Origin of the sequence: Noviherbaspirillum soli (assembly GCF_015352955.1) — a bacterium.
Lineage (GTDB): Bacteria > Pseudomonadota > Gammaproteobacteria > Burkholderiales > Burkholderiaceae_D > Noviherbaspirillum_A > Noviherbaspirillum_A soli.
Genome location: NZ_JACYOX010000023.1, coordinates 64,498 through 82,718 on the forward strand (window position 1 = coordinate 64,498; position 18,221 = coordinate 82,718).

The following is an 18,221-nucleotide window of genomic DNA, read 5'->3' on the forward strand; positions in this document are numbered from 1 at the left end:
ACGCGATTTTCAATCATTTGTGCGAATAGCGCTCATTGGTTTATGCGTACAATCGCTGTCTGATGCGTCCATGCAACTCTTCCACCCATTCAGGAGGCACACGCCTTGTCCAATACCGATCCGCAACAGCTCAGAAGCCTACTGGCCGCCGTCGCCCGCAGAGAGGCGGCGGCCTTTCGCGCGCTCTATGACGCCACATCGCCGAAACTGTTTGGCTTTGCGCTGCGTATATTGAACAGGAAGGAACTGGCGGAAGAAGTATTGCAGGAGAGTTTCGTCAGCGTCTGGAACAATGCCGGCAGCTACCAGGCCGGCCTGGCCGCGCCGATGACATGGATGACCACCATCGTGCGCAACCGCGCCTACGACCTGCTGCGCCGCCTGGATGCGACAGTGGAAATCGATGCGGACACCTTTGACAAGGACGTGATGGAAGCCCTCGAAAGCACCGATCCCAGCCCTTTAGACGCGCTCAGCATGGATGCAGAGGCCAAGGCGCTGGCGCATTGCTTTTCCCGGCTCGAAGGCCTGCACCGGCAAGCCATCGCGCTGGCCTTTTACCATGACCTGTCGCACAGCGAAGTGGCGCAGCAGATGAAGCTGCCGCTGGGCACGGTCAAGACCTGGGTGCGGCGCGGGCTGGAACGGCTGCGCACCTGCCTGACCCGACTGGAGGGCGCATGAATATCGAGCGCAATCCCGAACTGCTGGACAGGCTGGCCGCCGAGTATGTGCTGGGCACGCTGCGCAACGGCGCGCGCCGTCGCTTCGAGACCCTGCTTGCGCATCATGCGACCATGCGGCGCGTGGTGGAGCAATGGCAGGACAGGCTGTGCCCGCTGGCGCAGTTCGCGCCGGCAGAAGCGCCGCGGCCGCAGGTATGGGACAACATCGCGCGCGCCACCGGCATCGCGCCACGGCCGGCAGGCTTAATGATGCGGCTGCGCGAAAGCCTTTCCTTCTGGCGTGGCCTGGGCCTGGCGTCCAGCGCGCTGGCCATGGTACTGGCAGCCGTGCTGCTGACGCAGCAGGCGAACGTTCAGGCGCCGCCGTCCTTTGTTGCGATGCTGGCCGATGACAAGTCGCAGCCGGTGGCGGTGGTCACGGGCGACGCCCGCCGCCATCTGCTGACGGTGAAGCTGGTGGCGGCGCAGACAGTGGCGGCCGACCGCAGCCTGGAACTGTGGGCGGTGCCGAAACAGGGCAATCCGCGCTCGCTGGGCCTCTTGGCGGCCGACGGCAGCATTACCCTGCCCTTGCCGGCGAATGCGACGCCCGACACGGTGGCCCTGCTGGCGGTGACGGTCGAACCCAAGGGCGGTTCGCCCAAGGCCGACGGACCGACCGGACCCATCGTGTTCAAGGGCGCCTGGCTGCGCATCTGAAACAGCGCCAGCCCGTCAGGTATAGCGTCCCATGGTGATGAGCCGCATCAGGCCGCGATAGAGCAGGAAGGCGGTGCCGTACCAGGCCCGCCGGTGCCACGGCGTATTGCGGAATTCCTCGGCGTGCACGGGCACCGCATCCCGGACGCCATGGCGGATATGGTCTCGCAGCGCGTGCGCGAATTCCGCATCCTTGACCACGATGTTGGCTTCCTGGTTCACGAACAGCGAAAAGCCGTCGTAGTTGCTGGAACCCACGGTGGCCCATTCATCGTCGACCACGGCCACCTTGCCGTGCAGCTGGGTCTTCTGGTATTCGAAGATCTTCACGCCATGCTCGAGCAGCTTGGGATAGAAGGAGCGCGCCACCGCGTCCTGCATCCTGAACTGTCCCACGCCCAGCAGCAGCGTCACATCCACGCCCCGCTCGGCGGCGCGGCACAGCGCGTCGCGCATCTTGCGTCCCGGCGCAAAATACGGATTGGCCAGCCAGGCGCTTTCCCGCGCGTGGCCGAGCGCATGCATGTAGGCGCGCTGTATGGTGCGGCGGTTGCGCAGGTTGTCGCGCACCACCAGCGCCGCGAAGGCGGGCGCATTGACGTTCTCGACATGGGTGGTGCGCAGCTTGCGGATGCGCTCGATGCGTTGCTTCAGGTCCAGCTTGCCCAGCCTGGCCCACTGGGTCGTTACCTCTTCATGAATGGCGGCCACCAGCGGTCCGGTGATGCGCACGCCAAAGTCCCAGCGCGGCGCCGGCAGCGGCGCAGCCGAATCATCGTCCGAGATCAAGTCGTCATTGATGTTGAGGCCGCCAAGGAAGGCGACCTTGCGGTCGATCACGCAAATCTTGCGATGGGTGCGCGCCACGCCGCGCCGGAAGAAGGGATTGAAGCTGCGATGCTGCACGCCGCCGGCCTGCAGTCTTTCCTTGAGCTTCCTGGTATGGGTGTTGCCGGTGCCGGTCCAGTCGGTGATCACATGCACACGCACATGGCGCTTCGCAGCCCGGATCAGCGCGTCCTCGATGCGGTGCGCGGTGGGGTCGTCCGCGAAGATGTAGGTTTCCAGGTAGATCTCGGAAGCCGCGCTGTCGCATGCCGCTTCCAGCTCCGGAAAGAACTCCGCGCCGCAATGCAGCAGGGTCAGCTTGTTGTTGGCGGTGTAGGAAACCGGACGCATGGATTACCGCCTGAAATAAGTTACGTTCACCGCCAACGCCATCCCCTGCCTTATGCCAGCTCAAGCTCCGCGACGATGGGCGCATGGTCGGACAGGCGGCTCCACAGGATGCCGTGCATCACCTTGGCCGACGCCACCTTGAAGCCGCGCACGTAGATGCGATCGAGCTGCAGCAGCGGCATCGCCGCCGGGAAAGTGCGGGCCGGCTGGATCTTGGGGCCGCGGCCGGACAGAAGGCGCAGATAGGTGCCGAAGCCGCGCCGCGACAGGTTCTCGTCGAACACTTCGGTCACCCCGAGGCCGGCGCGCAGGGTGTCGCTCAGCTTGTTGTTCCAGTCGTTGAAGTCGCCGGCGATGATCACCGGCGCGCCCGGCGGCGCGGAAGACGACACGGCGTCGACCAGCGCATCGGTCTGGCGCTTGCGGCTGCCGGCGAACAGGCCCAGATGCACCACGTAGCAATGCACGTCGACATCGTTGCACTGGACCACGCAATGCAGGATGCCGCGCGATTCATAGGCATGGTCGGACACATCCTGGTTGCGCGAGGACGCGATCGGAAAGCTGCTGACCAGCGCATTGCCGTGATGGCCGTGGTCATAGACGGCATTCACGCCATAGGCGCAGTGCTTGTCCTCGCCGGCGAAGAACTCATGCTGGCTCTGGCTGGGCCAGTTTGCCGCATGCTTCAGTGCCAGCAGGTCATGCCTGCCCTGCACTTCCTGCAGGAATATCACGTCGGCTTCCAGCGCCGACAGGGCTTGCTTGAGCGCATGGACACGAGGGCGGCTTCCTATCGTCGACACGCCCTTGTGGATGTTGTAAGTGGCTATGCGCAGCTTCATGAGGTGATCCTGTTTTCGTTAATGCGGTCTGCTCTCCATAGTCAACATGGCGATGCGTCGCGGCAGTTGCAATATCGCTTCCGCGTTGGACGGCGAAAAACACTTGTCCGCCGCCTCCCGGTAGGGCAGCCAGACGTAGTCGCGGTGTTCGCGCGGCGCCAGCGTCACCGGGATGTCGCGCGGCACCTGCAGGCTGAATACATGCTCGGTGTTGCGCGTCACGCCCGGCGCATAGCGGTGCTGCCATACCGGATAGATGTCATAGACATTCGAAAGTTGCCAATCATGCAGATGATTCTGCGCAACGAGGATGCCCGTTTCCTCCATCACTTCGCGCGCGGCGGTCAGTGTCAGCGGCTCGTCGACCGTGTCCTTGCTGCCCGTCACAGACTGCCAGAAGCCGGGATTGGGCGCGCGCTCGATCAGCAGCACGTCAAGCTCGGCGGTATGGATCACGACCAGGACCGATTCGGGAATCTTGTAAGGCTTTTCTTGCATGGCGGCGGCATTGGACGGAGGGAGAAGTATAGCCGGCCTGGCAAGTTTGGGGATGCGGCGAGGGCGCGCCGCCGGGTGCGTCCGCTATTGCGAACGCGCCCGGCGTGGCCCCGGTCAGGCCAGGTCGAACAACAGCACCTCGGCATTGGCGCCATCGGCCAGCGTCAGCAGCGCTTCATCCGATACCTTCAGCGCATCGCCCGTCTGCAGCGGCACGCCGTTGGCCGTGACGCTGCCACGCGCCACGTGCACATAGGCGCGCCGCCCCGGCGCCAGCGTCAGTTCAGCCGACTCGTCGCCGTTGAACAGGCCGACGAACAGCCGCGCATCCTGGTGGATCGTGACCGAGCCGTCGGCGCCGTCGGGGCTGGCCACCAGGCGCAGGCGGCCGCGCTTGTCGGCGGCGTCGAAGCGCTTTTCCTCGTAGCCGGGGGCGATGCCGCGCACGTTCGGCTCGATCCAGATCTGCAGGAAATGAGTCTGCGCCTGGCTGGCATGGTTGAACTCGGAATGGCGGATGCCGCTGCCGGCGCTCATGCGCTGCACATCGCCCGGGCGGATCACGCTGCCGTTGCCGATGCTGTCCTTGTGGCCCAGTTCGCCTTCCAGCACATAGGTGATGATCTCCATGTCGCGGTGGCCATGGGTGCCGAAGCCGCTGCCGGGCGCCACCCGGTCCTCGTTGATCACGCGCAGCGCGCCGAAGCCCATGTGCTGCGGATCATAGTAGTCGGCGAACGAAAAGCTGTGCCAGGAGTCCAGCCATCCATGGTTGGCATGACCGCGTTCATTGGCTTTGCGTACTTGGTTCATCTGGTCGCTCCTTGTCTTGATGTTGATTGGATGTGAAGCACTATATCTCTTTGAAGACATGGGAATAAGGGCATAATGCTGTACCTTTCGTTCAAATTTTCTGAACCTCTTTTCCCGATGAACCTGACCCTGGAATCGCTGCGCATCCTGGACGAGATCGACCGCCGCGGCAGCTTCGCCGCCGCCGCCGCCGCGCTCGACCGGGTGCCGTCGGCACTGACCTATACCGTGCGCAAGCTGGAGGACGACCTCGACGTACTGCTGTTCGACCGGCGCGGCCACCGCGCCCAGCTGACCTCGGCCGGCGAGGAACTGCTGGCGCAGGGCCGGCATCTGCTGCAGGCGGCCGAGGCGCTGGAACAGCGCGTCAAGCGCACGGCCGCCGGCTGGGAAGCGGAGTTGCGCATCGTAATCGACAGCGTGATCCCGTTCCAGCGCCTGCTGCCGCTGCTGGATGATTTCGGCCGCGAGCAGCCGGGCACCCGGCTGCGGCTGTCGTCGGAAGTGCTGTCGGGCGTCTGGGAAGCCCTGCTGACCGACCGCGCCGACCTGGCCATCGGCGCCGCCTACGACGGCCCGGAAACCATGCGCATGAGCAGCGACTTCCGCACCCGCCTCCTGGGCGGCATCGACTGGGTGTTCGCGGTAGCGCCGACCCATCCGCTGGCGGGCGAGCCCGACCCGCTGCCGGCCGAACTGATCCAGCGGCACCGGGCCGTGGCCGCCGGCGACACCGGGCGCATGCTGCCCGGCATCACCGCCGGCCTGCTGACCGGGCAGGACACCCTGACCGTGCCCTCGCTGGAGGCCAAGCTGGCCGCGCAACTGGCCGGCCTCGGCTGCGGCCACCTGCCGCGCATGCTGGCCGCGCCCTACCTTGCCAGCGGCGCGCTGGTGGAAAAGCGCACGGTCGAGGCCAAGCCGGCCGGCGCCGCCCACCTGGCCTGGCGCAGCGGCGCCCGCGGCAAGGCCCTGAAATGGTTCCTGGCCAAGCTGTCCGAGCCCGACATCAGACATCGCCTGCTGGAAACCGCATCATGAATGCAAGCTCTTATCGCGGCCGATTCGCGCCTTCGCCCACCGGCCCGCTGCATGCGGGCTCGCTGGTGGCGGCCATGGCCAGTTTCCTGGACGCCCGCGCCCACGGCGGCGCCTGGCTGCTGCGCATCGAAGACATCGACGAGGCGCGCGCCCTGCCCGAGGCGGCGCAGGCCATCATGCAATGCCTGCAGGCGCATGGCATGCAGTGGGACGGCAAGCCGCTGTGGCAGAGCCGGCGCAAGGCGCTGTACCAGGCTGCGTTCGAGCGCCTGGGCGATGCGGTCTATCCCTGTGGCTGCAGCCGGCGCGAGATTGCCGATTCGCGCCTGGGCGTGGCGTCGGACGGCGCCGCCGTTTATCCGGGCACGTGCCGCCATGGCCTGGCGCCCGGCCGCGCTCCGCGCGCCTGGCGGCTGCGGGTGCCGGACCAGGTGATCCGCTTCAACGATCGCTGGATCGGGCCGGTCAGCCAGCACCTGTCCACCGAAGTCGGCGACTTCGTGCTGAAACGCGCCGATGGCTACTGGGCCTATCAGCTGGCGGTGGTGGTGGACGATGCCGAATGCGGCATCACGGATGTGGTGCGCGGCGCCGACCTGCTCGACTCCACCGCCCGCCAGATTTACCTGCAGCGGCTGCTGGGCTACCCGACGCCGCGCACCATGCATGTGCCGGTGCTGCAGAACGAGCGCGGCGAGAAACTCTCCAAGCAGACCGGCGCGGCGGCGCTGGACAACAGCCGCCCGCTGGAGGGACTGATGCAGGCGGCCGGCTTTCTGGGACTGGGACTGCCACGCAGGGAAACCGTGGCGGAATTCTGGGAGGCGGCGGTGGCGTTATGGCGCGACCGCCATGGCGCGCAGGCGAAGGGCTAATTTCCAGTCTGACTGGCATCCACCGGCCAGGGCAGATTTCCGTTGGAAGAGCCGCATCCGGATTCGTAGAGTGCAATACCCTAAGGGCATTGCACCGTGCGGCGGTAGAACGGGCATATAGGAAGCTTTACCTTGATCGACGACAGGTGCAATGCCCCTGCGGGGGATTCCACCCTACGCCGCATCAGGCGCATGGCAACGAGGAAAGATGCGCCGTTCGCCACACCGGAGCCGGCGGCATGAGGACGGTCTGGCCGAATGCACTACCGCTTCGCAGCGGGGCGCAGGCACGACGCCCATGACCGGCTTCAGGCTCAGCGCTTGGGCAAGCCGCCCAGCAAGGCTGCGCGCTTCTGCGGCTTGGCCGCGGCTTCCTGCGACTCGTTGGCCGGCTGCGGCGCCGACGGGCTGGGCTCGTAGGGCTTCAGGAACCAGGGATCGACCTTCTCGCGGCGCGGCGCATAGCCACTGCTGCGGGGCGCGGCCGAACGGGATTCGCGTCCGCCCTGCTCGCGTGCGCCCTCGTCGCGGCGCGGCCTGCGCTCGGCGCGCTCGCCCGAACGCTCGCCGTGATGCGGACGCGGCGAAAAGCCTTCCAGCGCGGCGGGCGCCAGCTTGGCGCGGATCAGCTTTTCGATATCCTGCAAGAGGCGCGCATCCTTGTCGGAATACAGCGAGATCGCATCGCCCGAGGCGCCGGCGCGGCCGGTGCGGCCGATACGATGCACATAATCCTCGGCGTTATAGGGCAGGTCATAGTTGATCACGCACGGCAGGTCGGAAATGTCCAGCCCGCGCGCGGCCACGTCGGTTGCCACCAGCACGTCGACGCCGCCGTTCTTGAAGGCTTCCAGCGCGGCCATGCGCTCGTTCTGTGTCTTGTCGCCGTGGATGGCGGACGCCTTCACGCCTTCCTGCTCCAGGTGGCGGGCCAGGCGCGAGGCGCCGATCTTGGTATTGGAAAACACCAGGATCTGCTTCAGGTCGCGGCCGCGGATCAGGTGCAGCACGGCATCGCGCTTGTCATCCTCGGCTACCTTGTAGACGGTCTGGGTGACGCGCTCGGCGGTGGCATTGCTGCGCGCCACCTCGATGGTGACCGGGTCGTCCAGGAAGCTCGACGCCAGTTTCTTGATTTCCGGCGAGAAGGTGGCCGAGAACATCAGGTTCTGGCGTTCCTTGGGCAGCAGGTTGATGATGCGCTGCAGGTCCGGCAGGAAACCCATGTCCAGCATGCGGTCGGCCTCGTCCATCACCAGGATCTGGGTCTGCGACAGGCTGATGGTCTTCTGCTGCACATGGTCGAGCAGGCGGCCCGGCGTGGCGATCACGATCTCGACGCCGGCGCGCAGGGCGGCCGTCTGCGGCGTCATGTCGACGCCGCCGAACACGACCGTCGAGCGCAGCGGCGTGAAGCGGCAATACGCCTTGACGTTTTCCGCCACCTGGTCGGCCAGTTCGCGCGTGGGCGTCAGCACCAGCGCCCGCACCGGATGGCGCGCCGGCGAGGCGCTGCTGCTGGCATGGGCCAGCAGCAGCTGGATGATGGGCAGGGAAAAGCCGGCGGTCTTGCCGGTGCCGGTCTGGGCAGCGCCCATCACGTCGCGCCCTTGCAGCACGACCGGGATTGCCGCCGCCTGGATAGGCGTCGGGTGCGCGTAGCCCTGCTCGGCGAGCGCTTTCAGTATGTCTGGCGACAGGCCGAAATCTTCAAAGCGGATGGATGCCGCGGGGGTTTGCGCGGCTGCAGACTGAATGTCGGACATGGTGTGGGTGGGTTCCGGAGCAAGCGAACTGCACCAAAAGATGGGAAAAGTAGGGAACGTCGGATTATACCGCGATTTGATGAACGCTTAAGCCGGACGCGCCACTGAGCCCGGCGGCGCCACCGCGGGCATTGCTTGCCCTTGCCCGCCACCTTCGCTTCCGATCCCCCCAAAGGTGCCTCATGCATACAGCCTGCGAGCGTCCATCTTTCCTTGCCGGCGCAGCGCTGCCGGCCAGCCGCGACCAGCGCCTGGCCGATTCGCCCTATTCACCGGGCTGGGATGCGCGCAGCGAAAGCGGCGTGACCATCCTGCAGCGCAGCGGCCCGCTGCCCGCCAGCTCCTACGCCTTCCTGCAAGCCCGCGATGACGGCTGGACCTGGGCAGTGGCCTTCGACCGCATGCCCGGCCGGGCCGATATCGCCGCCGCGGTCGCCGAACTGGAAGCGGCGGTGGTCGGCGCGTCGGCGCAGCAATAGCGACGCAATCCACGCCGTCCCGCCGCGCCTGCCCGGAACGCGGAAGCTGGCCGGAGCACATCAAAACCGGCCGGATACGCGCTTTCTTGATCCGCCTTCGTTTTTTCAACAAGACTTTTCCTTACCATGGGCCATGCCCGGCCGATTGGCCGGGCCGCATCCACGGAGGCAACCCATGAAAGCACAGGACATCATGAGCAGGCGGGTCATCACGGTAAGGCGCGACAGCGCGCTCAAGGAAGCCATCGCGACCATGCTGGAGCATGGCATCAGCGGCCTGCCGGTGACGGACGAGAACGGCGCGCTGGTCGGCATGCTGACCGAAGGCGACCTGCTGCGGCGCAGCGAACTGGGCACGGAGCGGCGTCGTCCGCGCTGGCTGGAATTCCTGGTCGGGCCAGGCAAGCTGGCCGCCGAATACACCCATGCCCATGGCCGCACCGTGGCCGATGCAATGAGCGAGAGCCTGCATTACGCCACCCCCGACATGCCGCTGCAGCAGGTGGTGGAAATGATGGAGAAGCAGCGCATCAAGCGCGTGCCGGTGCTGGAAGACGGCCGGCTGGTCGGCATCATCACCCGCGCCAATCTGCTGCGCGCCCTGGCGCTGGCAGCGCCCTCGCTGCCAGCGGTATCGCCGTCCGACGAGCAGATACGCCAGCAGCTGGAAACGGAACTGGCGGCGAGCGCCTGGGCGCCGCGCTCGATGCTCAATGTGGCGGTGCAAGACGGCGAGGTGCATCTGTACGGCACCATCCTCGACGGACGGGAGCGCGAGGCCCTGTGCGTGGCGGCGCGCAACATACCGGGCGTCACCGCCGTGCATGACCACCTGATCTGGTGCGAGCCGACCAGCGGAATGGTGGTGGAGGCGCCACCCGAACCGGATCAGCCGGACCAGCCGGCGCCGGGACAGCGCGGCGCCTGAACGCGGCTCAGGCGGCCAGCTTCCTGCTCAATGCCCGCATCAGCGGTCCCAGCACCGGCAGCTTGGCATACAGCTCTTCGGCGGCGTCCCAGTAGTCGCGATGCAGCACCACCAGGCCGGCGCCATCGAAGCGCAGATGCGAGGCGCCATGAATGCTCTGTGGCCGTTCCCGCAGGCCGAAGCGGGCGGTGAAGTGGAACTGCCAGAGCAGTACCGCACTCCCGTCGCCGCCCTCGCCGCCGATGCGTTCCGTGACGATGAAGCGCGGCTGCCCGACCTGGCCGAACATGTGATGAAACACCTGCCGTATCGCGGGCACGCCGCGCACGTCGTTGAACGGATCCTTGAAGCGGGCGTCGGGCGCATAGTAGTCGCCGATGCGGCCCACGCTTTCCGGCGTCATGGTCTCGAAATAGTCGGCCAGCCTGGCCAGCGCCTGCGCGGCATCCATGGGTGCTTCCCTCACAGTCCGGTAATGCGCCGCACCAGCGGGAAATACCAGCGGTACGGCAGGAGCGACAGCAGCTTCATCGGCAGCGTGAAGCGGCGCGGAAAATCGATTTCGAACGCGGTGCCGGCATAGCCCTTGAGTATTGCCTGCGCCGCCTGCTCCGGCGTGATCAGCGCCGGCATCGAGAAGTCGTTGCCGGCGGTGAGCGGCGTGGCGACGAAGCCCGGATTGATCACCCGTACCCCCACGCCCTTCGGCGCCAGGTCCAGGTACAGGGTTTCGGCGAAATTGATCAGTGCTGCCTTGGTCGGTCCATAGATCAGGGACTTCGGCAGGCCGCCGTAGCCGGCCACGCTGGCGACGAAAGCCAGCTGGCCCTGCCCCTGCCGCAGCAGGCAGGGCATGAGGCAGGCGGCAAAGGCGACGGCGCCGCGCAGGTTGATGGCTATCATGCGGCTGGCGACGCCGAGATCGAGCTCCCAGGCGCGCATCGGCTGATAGTCGGCGGCGAGATAGACCGCCACATCGACACCGCCCCAGCGATCCATCAGGAAGGCAGAGGCCCGCGCCAGGCTGGCCGGATCGGCGGCGTCGCATGGCAGCACCAGCGCATCGGCGGCATCGGGCGCATTGCCGGCAAGCTGCTGCAGCATGCTTTCCTTGCGCGCCGACAGCGCTACCCTGGCGCCACGCGCGAGCAAGGCGCGCGCCAGCGCCGCGCCGATGCCGCTGGACGCGCCCAGCAGCCAGACCCGCTTGCCGCGCCAGTCCGTGATCGCCGCGTTCATGGCGCCGGCCGCTTCATGAAGCTCAGGGTGACGTCGCCGACATGGATGCCGAACTTGCTCACCGCCGAGCGGTTCAGCATCACCTTCTCGTCCACCAGGAACATCCAGTCATCGACATCCACATTCCATACCCTGCCATCGACCGGCAACGCCAGCACATAGCGCCATTGCAGCGCATTGCCCGCGGTCTCGCCGCGCGCCGGGCCCACCACATCGTCGGCGTGGCCGATGAAGCCGCGCTCGCCGTCGCGGCTGATGGTCCATACCCGGCGCGACGTGGTGCCGTCGGACCAGCTGAAGTGTTCATCCAGCGTGCCTACCTGCCGGCCGTCGCGCTCGGCCCAGCTGGCCTCGATCACCACATGGAAGCGCTTGACAACCTCGCCCGAGCGCGACTGGAACATGCCCCAGCCGTCCACGGTGCCGTTGAAATAGCGGGGCAGGTCCAGCACCGGCTGGGCCGCCTGGTAATGCGACACCGGCACCCCGGCGCAGCCGCCCAGCAGAAGGCATAGCGAAGCAATGGCAAGCAGTTTTTTCATGTCCGGATCTCCAGTAGTGTGCGCCAGCGCCACGCAAGCGCGGCGGCCAGCAGTTTGAGCGCCAGCGGCAACAGGCAATAAGCGGTCGTCAGCGCGGCGCGGGCAGCCGGCCCGGTGCTGCCGGGCTGGTAACCCAGCCATGCCAGCGCCGGCAATGCGATGCCGGCGGCCAGCGCAAGATTGAGCTTGGCGACCAGGTTCCACCAGCCGAAATAGGCGCCGGCCCCCGCCCCAGGCGCCTGCCGCTCGCCGGCGTCAGCCTCGGCGATGTCGGCCAGCAGCGCCGCCGGCAGCGCCAGATCGGCGCCGAGCGCCAGGCCCGACAGCAGGCATACCAGCGCAAACAACTGCACATCGCCCGCGGCGATGCCCAGCGTGCCGGTGAATGTGGCCGCCGCCAGCAGCATGCCCAGGGTCCAGGCGCGCATGCGGCCCAGGCGCCGCGCCAGCTTGACCCACAGCGGCAGGCCCAGCGCGCCGGCCAGGAAATACAGGGCCAGCAGCGGCCCGCTCCATTGCGGCGCGCCCAGCACGTCGGCGACGAAGAACAGCACCAGCGTGGCCGGCAGCGCGCCGGCAATGCCATTGACGGCAAACACCGCCAGGAGGCGCGCAAAGCGCGGGTTGCGCCATGCCCGGCCCATGCCCGCGACCAGGGGTGCTTGCACCGCCACGGCGTCCCGCCGCGGCAGCGTCGGCGCACCGCGCCAGGCCAGCAGCGCGGCGCCTAGCACCAGCAGCGGATAGAGCCAGGCCAGCAGCGACAGGCCGCGCGCCAGGTCGGCCGACAGCAGCCCCGGCAGCGCCGCCGCCAGCAATATGCCAAGCAGGCCAAAACCTTCGCGGCTGGCGGTCAGGCGGGTGCGCCCGGCGGCAGTGCCGCCGACTTCCGTGCCCCAGCTCTGATGGACGATGGTCGCCAGCGAGAAACCGAAGAAGGTCAGCAGCATGAACAGCAGCAGCCAGGCCGCGGCGCCCTGTGCCGGCGGATGCATCAGGCCGAACAGGCCGCCGGCCAGCATTGCCAGCGCCAGCGCCAGCGGCGGGCCGCGCCGCCGCATGCGGTCGGTCCAGGCGCCCAGCAGCGGGTCGACGCCGGCATCGGCCAGGCGCGCCGCCAGCAGCAGCCCGCCCAGCAGTTCCAGCGACAGTCCGGCCTGCGCATAGCGCTGCGGCAGGTGCACATACAGCGGCAGGGCCGCCATCGCCAGCGGCAGGCCAAGCGCGCCGTAGCACAGGGTCTGGCGCAGGCCGGGCGCGGCGGCGCTCATGACGGCTTGCGCGGCGGTTGCAGCAACTGGCTGCGCAAGCCGGGGCTGCGGCTGTCCGGGTGCAGCCAGATGGCGAAGAACCAGCGGCCGAATTCGGCATCGGCCAACTCGCCGCGCAGCCGGTCCTGATGGAAGAAGCGCACGCCCTGGCCGGGCATGCGCACGCCGGTGATGGTGTCTCCCTTCTGCACGTCGGGAAACAGGCGCTGCAGCTGCGCCTCCCATTCGGGCAGCCGGGCCGGGTCGGCGCCCAGCCTGCGCATTTCCTCCATGCTCGCCTGCACCAGGCGCGCGCCGGGAATGTCGCGCCGGTATTCCAGGCGCAGTGCCAGCGGCGCCTCCCCCGCATCATTGCCTGCCACAAACAGCGTGGCTTGGTACAAGGCAATGCCCAGCCAGCGCATTTCGCCGCTGCCCCAGCGGGTCCAGGCGCCGGGCGCAACGCCAGGGTTGTCACGGACGGCATCGGGCAGCGCCAGCGCCGGCGCGGCCGCGCACAGCAGCGCACAGGCCGCGACGGCAGCCGTCACCGCATGGCGCCATGGCGCGCGCCTATGCATGCCGAGCCCTGCCCGCCAGCCATTCATGCTGCGTGCCGCAGCTCGAACTGGATGACATCGGTGCAGCCGCTGTCGAAGCCGGCTTCGCAGTACGCCAGGTAAAAGCGCCAGATGCGGTGGAAGCGCTCGTCGAAGCCCAGCGCGGCGATCTCGGTCCAGCGCTGCTCCACGGTCTGCGCCCATGCGGCCAGCGTGCGCGCATAGTCCGGGCCGAAGGCATGGCTGTGGGTCAGTGCCAGCCCGGCGCGCCTGGCCTGCCCGGCGAAGGCCGACGGGCTGGGCAGCATGCCGCCGGGGAAGACATGCTGCTGGATGAAGTCGGTGCCGCGCCGGTAGCGGGCAAACAGGTCGTCGCGGATGGTGATGCTCTGCACCACGGCGCGGCCGCCTGGCTTCAGCAGGCGCCGCAGCGCATTGAAATAGGACGGCCACCAGCGCTCGCCAACCGCCTCGAACATTTCGATCGACACGATATGGTCGAACTGCTCGCCGCCGAGGTCGCGGTAATCGCAGAGCAGCAGCCTGGCCTGGCCTTCCAGGCCGGCGCGCCGCATCCGGGCCTGCGCATACTCCAGCTGGGCCGGCGACAGCGTCACGCCCACCACCTCGACACCCGCCTCGCGCGCCGCCACTTCGGCGAAGCCGCCCCAGCCACAGCCGATTTCCAGTATTCGCTGGCCGGGCGAGGCGCCGAGGCGCTGCAGGATGCGGCGGTATTTGGCCAGCTGCGCCTCGGCCAGCGGCCTGGCGGCATCGCCTTCATACAGCGCGCTGGAATAGCTCATCGTGGCATCCAGCCAGAGGCTGTAGAAGTCGTTGCCCAGGTCATAGTGGGCCATGATGTTGCGGCGCGAGCCGGCCCGGCTGTTGTCGCGGACCAGATGGCGCAGGCGCGCCGCCAGCAGGCGCCACCACTGGCCATAGACCGCTTTGGCCAGCGCTTCGCGGTTGTTCGCCAGCAGCGTCAGCAGGGCGGCCAGGTCTGGGCTGTGCCAGTCGCCGGCGATATGGGACTCGGCCAGGCCGATGTCGCCGCGCGCCAGCACCTCGTCGAACAGGCGCCAGTCGGTGATCTCGATATGCGCATGCGGCCCGGCCTGGTCGTCGCCGAAGCAGCAGTGCCCGCCATCCGGCAGGCGCATGTCCAGCCTGCCGTGGCGGATGTTTTCCAGCATCTTCAGCAGCACGGCAGCACTACGCGGCAACGCGCCGATGGCGGCGGGCAGGCTGAGCATTTGTTCCGGAATGGTCATGGTTGTTTGTCGTTGAGCGGAGAAGAAGGTTGGCGGAAAAATGGCGCGCCCTTGCGCCACAGCTTGAGTGCCTGCCAGTGGATGCGCAGCACGATCAGGAGCGTCATGAAGGGATAGCGCAGCGTCGCGCGCAGCACGCCTGCCGCGTCCAGCGCCACGGCCTGGCCGGATATGGCGGTATGGAGCAGGTCGCCGGCGTCATCGGCATGCTCGATGCGCGCGAGCCGCCAGAACGGCGCGTGATCGACGCTGCGGGCATAGAAGCGGAAGCGATAGTGGCCCTGCAGCGCCAGAAACGGCGAGACATGGAAGGTCTTGGCCGCCTGCAGCGTCTCACCCTCGGCCAGCGCCCTGCCGGCGGCGTGCGCCAGCAGGTAGCGATGGCGCTGGCCAAAGGTGTTGCTGACCTCGGCCAGTACCGCCACCAGCGTGCCATCGGCCGCATGGCAGAACCAGAAGCTGACCGGATTGAACACGAAGCCCAGCATGCGCGGAAAGCATTGCAGCCAGATTTCGCCGTCGGCATGCAGGCCCGACTGCGCCAGCAGCGCGCGTATCCATGGCAGCGGATGGCTGCCGTCGCGCGCGCCATGGTCGGCGTAATGAAAGCTCAGCAGATTGAAGCGGTTGATGGAAAACAGACGGTTGGCGCTGGCTTCCAGCGCAGACAGCGGCAGCAGGCAGAAGCAGACCGGATAGACGAAGCGATTGGCCACCGGCCGCAGGCGGCGGTGCATCACCTGCCCCATGAACAGCCGCGCCGCCGGCTTCATGCCGCGCGCGCCCGTTCCGCCGGGGCGGATTGCATCGCCGCGCCTTCCTGCCACGGCGCATAGCAGCCGAATGCATTGGCCACCCGCAGCGCCGACTTCAGGCCATCTTCATGGAAGCCGTAGCCATTCCAGGCGCCGCACAGCCAGATGCCATCACGCCCCTGCCGCAGCGCCAGTTCCTCCTGGGCCGCAATGGCGGCGCTGTCAAACAGCGGATGGGCATAATCGAACTCCGCCAGCACGGTGTGCGCAGCCGGCTCGCGGCGCGGATTCAGGGTCACGATGACCGGCGTGTCGAAAGGCAGCGGCTGCAGCCGGTTGATCAGATAGGACACGCCCACGGGCGCCGCGCCGGACGCGTCGCTGGCGGCCTGGTAATTCCAGGCCGACCAGAGCGCGCGGTCGCGCGGCAGCAGGCGCGGGTCGGTATGCAGCACGGCGCGATTGGGCTGGTAGCGGATCGCGCCCAGCAGGCGGCGCTCGTCGGCGCTGGCATCTGCCCCCAGCAGCGCCAGCGCCTGATCGCTGTGGCAGGCCAGCACCACGTCGTCGAACAGCCGGCAGTCATGGTCGGTCTCGACCAGCGCGCCGAATTCCACCCGGCGCACCTGACGCACCGGCGTAGCCAGCCGGATATGCCCGATGCCAGCCGCCAGCTTGCGCACGTATTCCCTGCCGCCGCCGACGATGGAGCGCCATTGCGGTCGGCCGAACACCTGCAGCAGGCCATGATTGCGGCAGAAGCGCACGAAGGTCGCCAGCGGATAGTCCAGCATCTGTCCCGCCGGGCAGGACCAGATCGCGGCCGCCATGGGCAGCAGGTACCAGTCGGCAAAGGCCCGGGAATAGCCGCCGGCGCGCAGGAAGTCGCGCAGCGTCATGCGGCTCTCCGGATGCGCTTCCAGCCAGGCCACGCTGTGGCGATTGAAGCGCAGGATGTCGGCCAGCATGCGCCAGAAAGCCGGCCTCACCAGGTTGCGCTTCTGCCCGAACACCGTGCCCAGGCTGCTGCCGGCCCATTCCAGGTCAGGCTGGTCCAGGCTGACCGCGAAAGACATGTCGGTTGCCACGCTGTCGATCTGGAGATGGTCCAGCATCGCGGTCAGGTTGGGATAGGTGTGGTGATTAAAGACCAGAAAGCCGGTGTCGACCGGATGGCTGATGCCATCGACCTTCACATCCACCGTGTTGGTATGGCCGCCCAGGTAATTGCCTGCCTCGTACAGCGTCACCTTGTACCGCTGCGACAGCAGCCACGCGCTTGCCAGCCCCGAGATGCCGGCGCCCACCACGGCAATGCGCCTGCGGCCGCCTTTGGCTTCTACCGTCCTGTTCCCGGCGTCAGCCGCCCGGTCTGGCATCGCGTATTCCATGCTTGCTCCTTGTGTTTCACTTCATCGTCTTGTCTTTATTGCCCGATTTGTCCATGACAAAACAGAACGGCAGCCATTGTTCATCGCTTCCGGGCACTGGACGGCACGGAAGGCGAAGGGTGTTCGGAGTTTTATACGGCTGGAGCAAGCATTCGGATGCAAAAGCCTGTACGCCGGAATTTTTTTGTCATGGACAACAATGCTGACGCTGGCTAATATAGACACGCCCCAATTTCTTGTCAACAATTTGTCCAGGACAAAATGAGTTCTTCACAGCAGATGCGACCGGCACTAGGCATTACGGCGACGGAGCGGGAAACCGGATTGTCCAAGGACATCCTGCGCGTCTGGGAACGGCGTTATGGCTTTCCCAGGCCGGATCGCGACGCCCATGGCGAACGGCTCTACCCGGCCGTCCAGGTCGACCGGCTGCGGCTTTTGAAGCGCCTGATGGACCAGGGCCACCGCCCGGGGCGCCTGATGGCTGCCAGCGAGGAAGAATTGCAGGCCCTGGGCGCGGCGGCAGCCGCGCCGGTACGGCAGCCGACAGCCGCCGACCCCTTGCTGCAGCAACTGCTGGCGCTGGTGAAGGGCCACGACGTGCCGCAGCTGCGCAGCGCCCTCAACCAGGCCATGCTGCGCCAGGGCCTGCAGGACTTCGTCATCCAGACGCTGCCGGTATTGAACCGGGCGGTGGGCGAGGCATGGATGAGCGGGGAATTCGAAATCTTTGAAGAGCACCTGTACACCGAACAGGTGCAGGCCCTGCTGCGCCAGGCGATCGCCACCCTGCCGGCGCAGCAGGCCGGCAGTCCGCGCATCCTGCTGACCACGGTGCCCGAAGAGCAGCATGGGCTGGGCCTGTTGATGGTGGAAGCCCTGATGGCGCTGGACGGCGCTTCCTGCATCTCGCTGGGCATCCAGACGCCGCTGTTCGACATCGCGATGGCGGCGCGGGCGCAGCAGGCAGACGTGGTGGCGCTCTCGTTTTCCGGCGCCTATGCATCGCGCCAGGTGGCGCCGCAAATGGCGCAATTGCGCGCGCTGTTGCCGGACAGCGTCGAACTCTGGGCAGGCGGCGCCGGCGTCGAGCGGCTGCAGCCGCAGGCCGGCGTGCGGGTGCTGCCGTCGATACAGCATGCGCAGGAAGCGCTTGCCGCCTGGCGCGCCGCCCGCGCGGGCGATATCACGGCTGGCGCCTGAGCAAGCCGCTCTCTTCAAACAGCGAGCGGCCGAGCCCCTTCTCCGTCAGCGTATGAGCCTCGTGCCGGCGGTCCGCGCAACAGAATGCCGCGCCGTTCCAGATGCGCCAGGCACGCGGAATTCCCATTGCCGCACCTGGCGCTCGCCGTCCGTCCGGCTTGCAGTGCCTCGCACCCTCTCCAGATCACTGTCACTGCC

20 protein-coding genes are annotated in these 18,221 nt (G+C 67.3%); 7 read left to right on the top strand and 13 right to left on the bottom strand.

The window, feature by feature from the left end:
- The first annotated feature begins 105 nt into the window (after nt 1–105).
- Both IGW04_RS16185 and IGW04_RS16190 read left to right on the top strand, forming a co-directional pair.
- A complete protein-coding gene (locus IGW04_RS16185) occupies nt 106–684 on the top strand; it encodes a sigma-70 family RNA polymerase sigma factor (protein ID WP_228527135.1) in 579 nt (192 codons plus the stop codon).
- On the top strand, nt 681–1,385 hold the full coding sequence (locus IGW04_RS16190) for an anti-sigma factor (protein WP_194714120.1): 705 nt from the start codon (nt 681–683) through the stop codon (nt 1,383–1,385). Before IGW04_RS16185 ends, IGW04_RS16190 begins: the two co-directional genes overlap by 4 nt.
- A gap of 15 nt (nt 1,386–1,400) precedes the next feature.
- Here IGW04_RS16190 and IGW04_RS16195 read toward each other — a convergent pair whose 3' ends face one another.
- From IGW04_RS16195 to IGW04_RS16210, 4 genes are all read right to left on the bottom strand, one after another.
- Nucleotides 1,401–2,564 carry a phospholipase D-like domain-containing protein gene (locus tag IGW04_RS16195; RefSeq protein WP_194714121.1) on the bottom strand — a complete coding sequence of 388 codons (1,164 nt, stop codon included), beginning with the start codon at nt 2,562–2,564 and terminating at the stop codon, nt 1,401–1,403.
- Nucleotides 2,565–2,614: 50 nt separating this feature from the next.
- Nucleotides 2,615–3,409, bottom strand: a complete 795-nt coding sequence (locus IGW04_RS16200) for an endonuclease/exonuclease/phosphatase family protein (RefSeq protein WP_194714122.1) — start codon at nt 3,407–3,409, stop codon at nt 2,615–2,617.
- Nucleotides 3,410–3,427: 18 nt separating this feature from the next.
- Nucleotides 3,428–3,907, bottom strand: a complete 480-nt coding sequence (nudB, locus tag IGW04_RS16205) for a dihydroneopterin triphosphate diphosphatase (protein ID WP_194714123.1) — start codon at nt 3,905–3,907, stop codon at nt 3,428–3,430.
- Between the two features lie 114 nt (nt 3,908–4,021).
- Nucleotides 4,022–4,720 carry a pirin family protein gene (locus tag IGW04_RS16210; protein ID WP_194714124.1) on the bottom strand — a complete coding sequence of 233 codons (699 nt, stop codon included), beginning with the start codon at nt 4,718–4,720 and terminating at the stop codon, nt 4,022–4,024.
- 117 nt (nt 4,721–4,837) lie between these two features.
- On the opposite strand from IGW04_RS16210, the gene IGW04_RS16215 reads away from it, so the two are divergent.
- Nucleotides 4,838–5,761: a LysR family transcriptional regulator gene (locus IGW04_RS16215; protein ID WP_194714125.1), complete on the top strand. Its 924-nt coding sequence runs from the start codon at nt 4,838–4,840 to the stop codon at nt 5,759–5,761.
- Nucleotides 5,758–6,636 (top strand): tRNA glutamyl-Q(34) synthetase GluQRS, encoded by an 879-nt coding sequence (gene gluQRS / locus IGW04_RS16220; RefSeq protein WP_194714126.1) that lies wholly within the window; start codon nt 5,758–5,760, stop codon nt 6,634–6,636. The genes IGW04_RS16215 and gluQRS overlap by 4 nt, the downstream gene beginning before the upstream one ends.
- Before the next feature lie 314 nt (nt 6,637–6,950).
- Here gluQRS and IGW04_RS16225 read toward each other — a convergent pair whose 3' ends face one another.
- Entirely contained in the window at nt 6,951–8,402 is a 1,452-nt protein-coding gene (locus IGW04_RS16225; RefSeq protein ID WP_194714127.1) for a DEAD/DEAH box helicase, read from the bottom strand.
- 182 nt (nt 8,403–8,584) lie between these two features.
- Between IGW04_RS16225 and IGW04_RS16230 the strand changes: the two genes are divergently transcribed.
- Both IGW04_RS16230 and IGW04_RS16235 read left to right on the top strand, forming a co-directional pair.
- Nucleotides 8,585–8,881, top strand: coding sequence for a hypothetical protein (locus tag IGW04_RS16230; RefSeq protein WP_194714128.1), 297 nt, complete (start codon nt 8,585–8,587; stop codon nt 8,879–8,881).
- Nucleotides 8,882–9,056: 175 nt separating this feature from the next.
- A complete protein-coding gene (locus tag IGW04_RS16235; RefSeq protein WP_194714129.1) occupies nt 9,057–9,809 on the top strand; it encodes a CBS domain-containing protein in 753 nt (250 codons plus the stop codon).
- A gap of 7 nt (nt 9,810–9,816) precedes the next feature.
- Here the strand turns inward: IGW04_RS16235 and IGW04_RS16240 are convergent, their stop codons facing one another.
- The 8 genes from IGW04_RS16240 to IGW04_RS16275 are packed head-to-tail and all read right to left on the bottom strand — an operon-like array spanning nt 9,817 to nt 16,808.
- Nucleotides 9,817–10,260, bottom strand: a complete 444-nt coding sequence (locus tag IGW04_RS16240) for a nuclear transport factor 2 family protein (protein WP_194714130.1) — start codon at nt 10,258–10,260, stop codon at nt 9,817–9,819.
- Nucleotides 10,261–10,271: 11 nt separating this feature from the next.
- Nucleotides 10,272–11,048: an SDR family NAD(P)-dependent oxidoreductase gene (locus IGW04_RS16245; protein ID WP_194714131.1), complete on the bottom strand. Its 777-nt coding sequence runs from the start codon at nt 11,046–11,048 to the stop codon at nt 10,272–10,274.
- The gene (locus tag IGW04_RS16250) at nt 11,045–11,590 is read right to left on the bottom strand and encodes a DUF3833 domain-containing protein (RefSeq protein WP_194714132.1); all 546 of its coding nucleotides are present in this window, start codon (nt 11,588–11,590) and stop codon (nt 11,045–11,047) included. Before IGW04_RS16250 ends, IGW04_RS16245 begins: the two co-directional genes overlap by 4 nt.
- Nucleotides 11,587–12,861, bottom strand: a complete 1,275-nt coding sequence (locus tag IGW04_RS16255; protein ID WP_194714133.1) for an MFS transporter — start codon at nt 12,859–12,861, stop codon at nt 11,587–11,589. Before IGW04_RS16255 ends, IGW04_RS16250 begins: the two co-directional genes overlap by 4 nt.
- Entirely contained in the window at nt 12,858–13,421 is a 564-nt protein-coding gene (locus IGW04_RS16260) for a chalcone isomerase family protein (protein ID WP_194714134.1), read from the bottom strand. The genes IGW04_RS16255 and IGW04_RS16260 overlap by 4 nt, the downstream gene beginning before the upstream one ends.
- A gap of 23 nt (nt 13,422–13,444) precedes the next feature.
- The gene (locus IGW04_RS16265; protein ID WP_228527136.1) at nt 13,445–14,656 is read right to left on the bottom strand and encodes an SAM-dependent methyltransferase; all 1,212 of its coding nucleotides are present in this window, start codon (nt 14,654–14,656) and stop codon (nt 13,445–13,447) included.
- Nucleotides 14,657–14,670: 14 nt separating this feature from the next.
- Entirely contained in the window at nt 14,671–15,447 is a 777-nt protein-coding gene (locus tag IGW04_RS16270) for a DUF1365 domain-containing protein (protein WP_194714136.1), read from the bottom strand.
- Nucleotides 15,444–16,808, bottom strand: a complete 1,365-nt coding sequence (locus IGW04_RS16275; protein WP_194714156.1) for an NAD(P)/FAD-dependent oxidoreductase — start codon at nt 16,806–16,808, stop codon at nt 15,444–15,446. The genes IGW04_RS16270 and IGW04_RS16275 overlap by 4 nt, the downstream gene beginning before the upstream one ends.
- 273 nt (nt 16,809–17,081) lie before the next feature.
- Here IGW04_RS16275 and IGW04_RS16280 point away from each other — a divergent pair, with 273 nt between their 5' ends.
- Complete coding sequence (locus IGW04_RS16280) at nt 17,082–18,023, top strand: MerR family transcriptional regulator (protein WP_194714137.1); 942 nt, start codon at nt 17,082–17,084, stop codon at nt 18,021–18,023.
- Nucleotides 18,024–18,221: the final 198 nt, after the last annotated feature.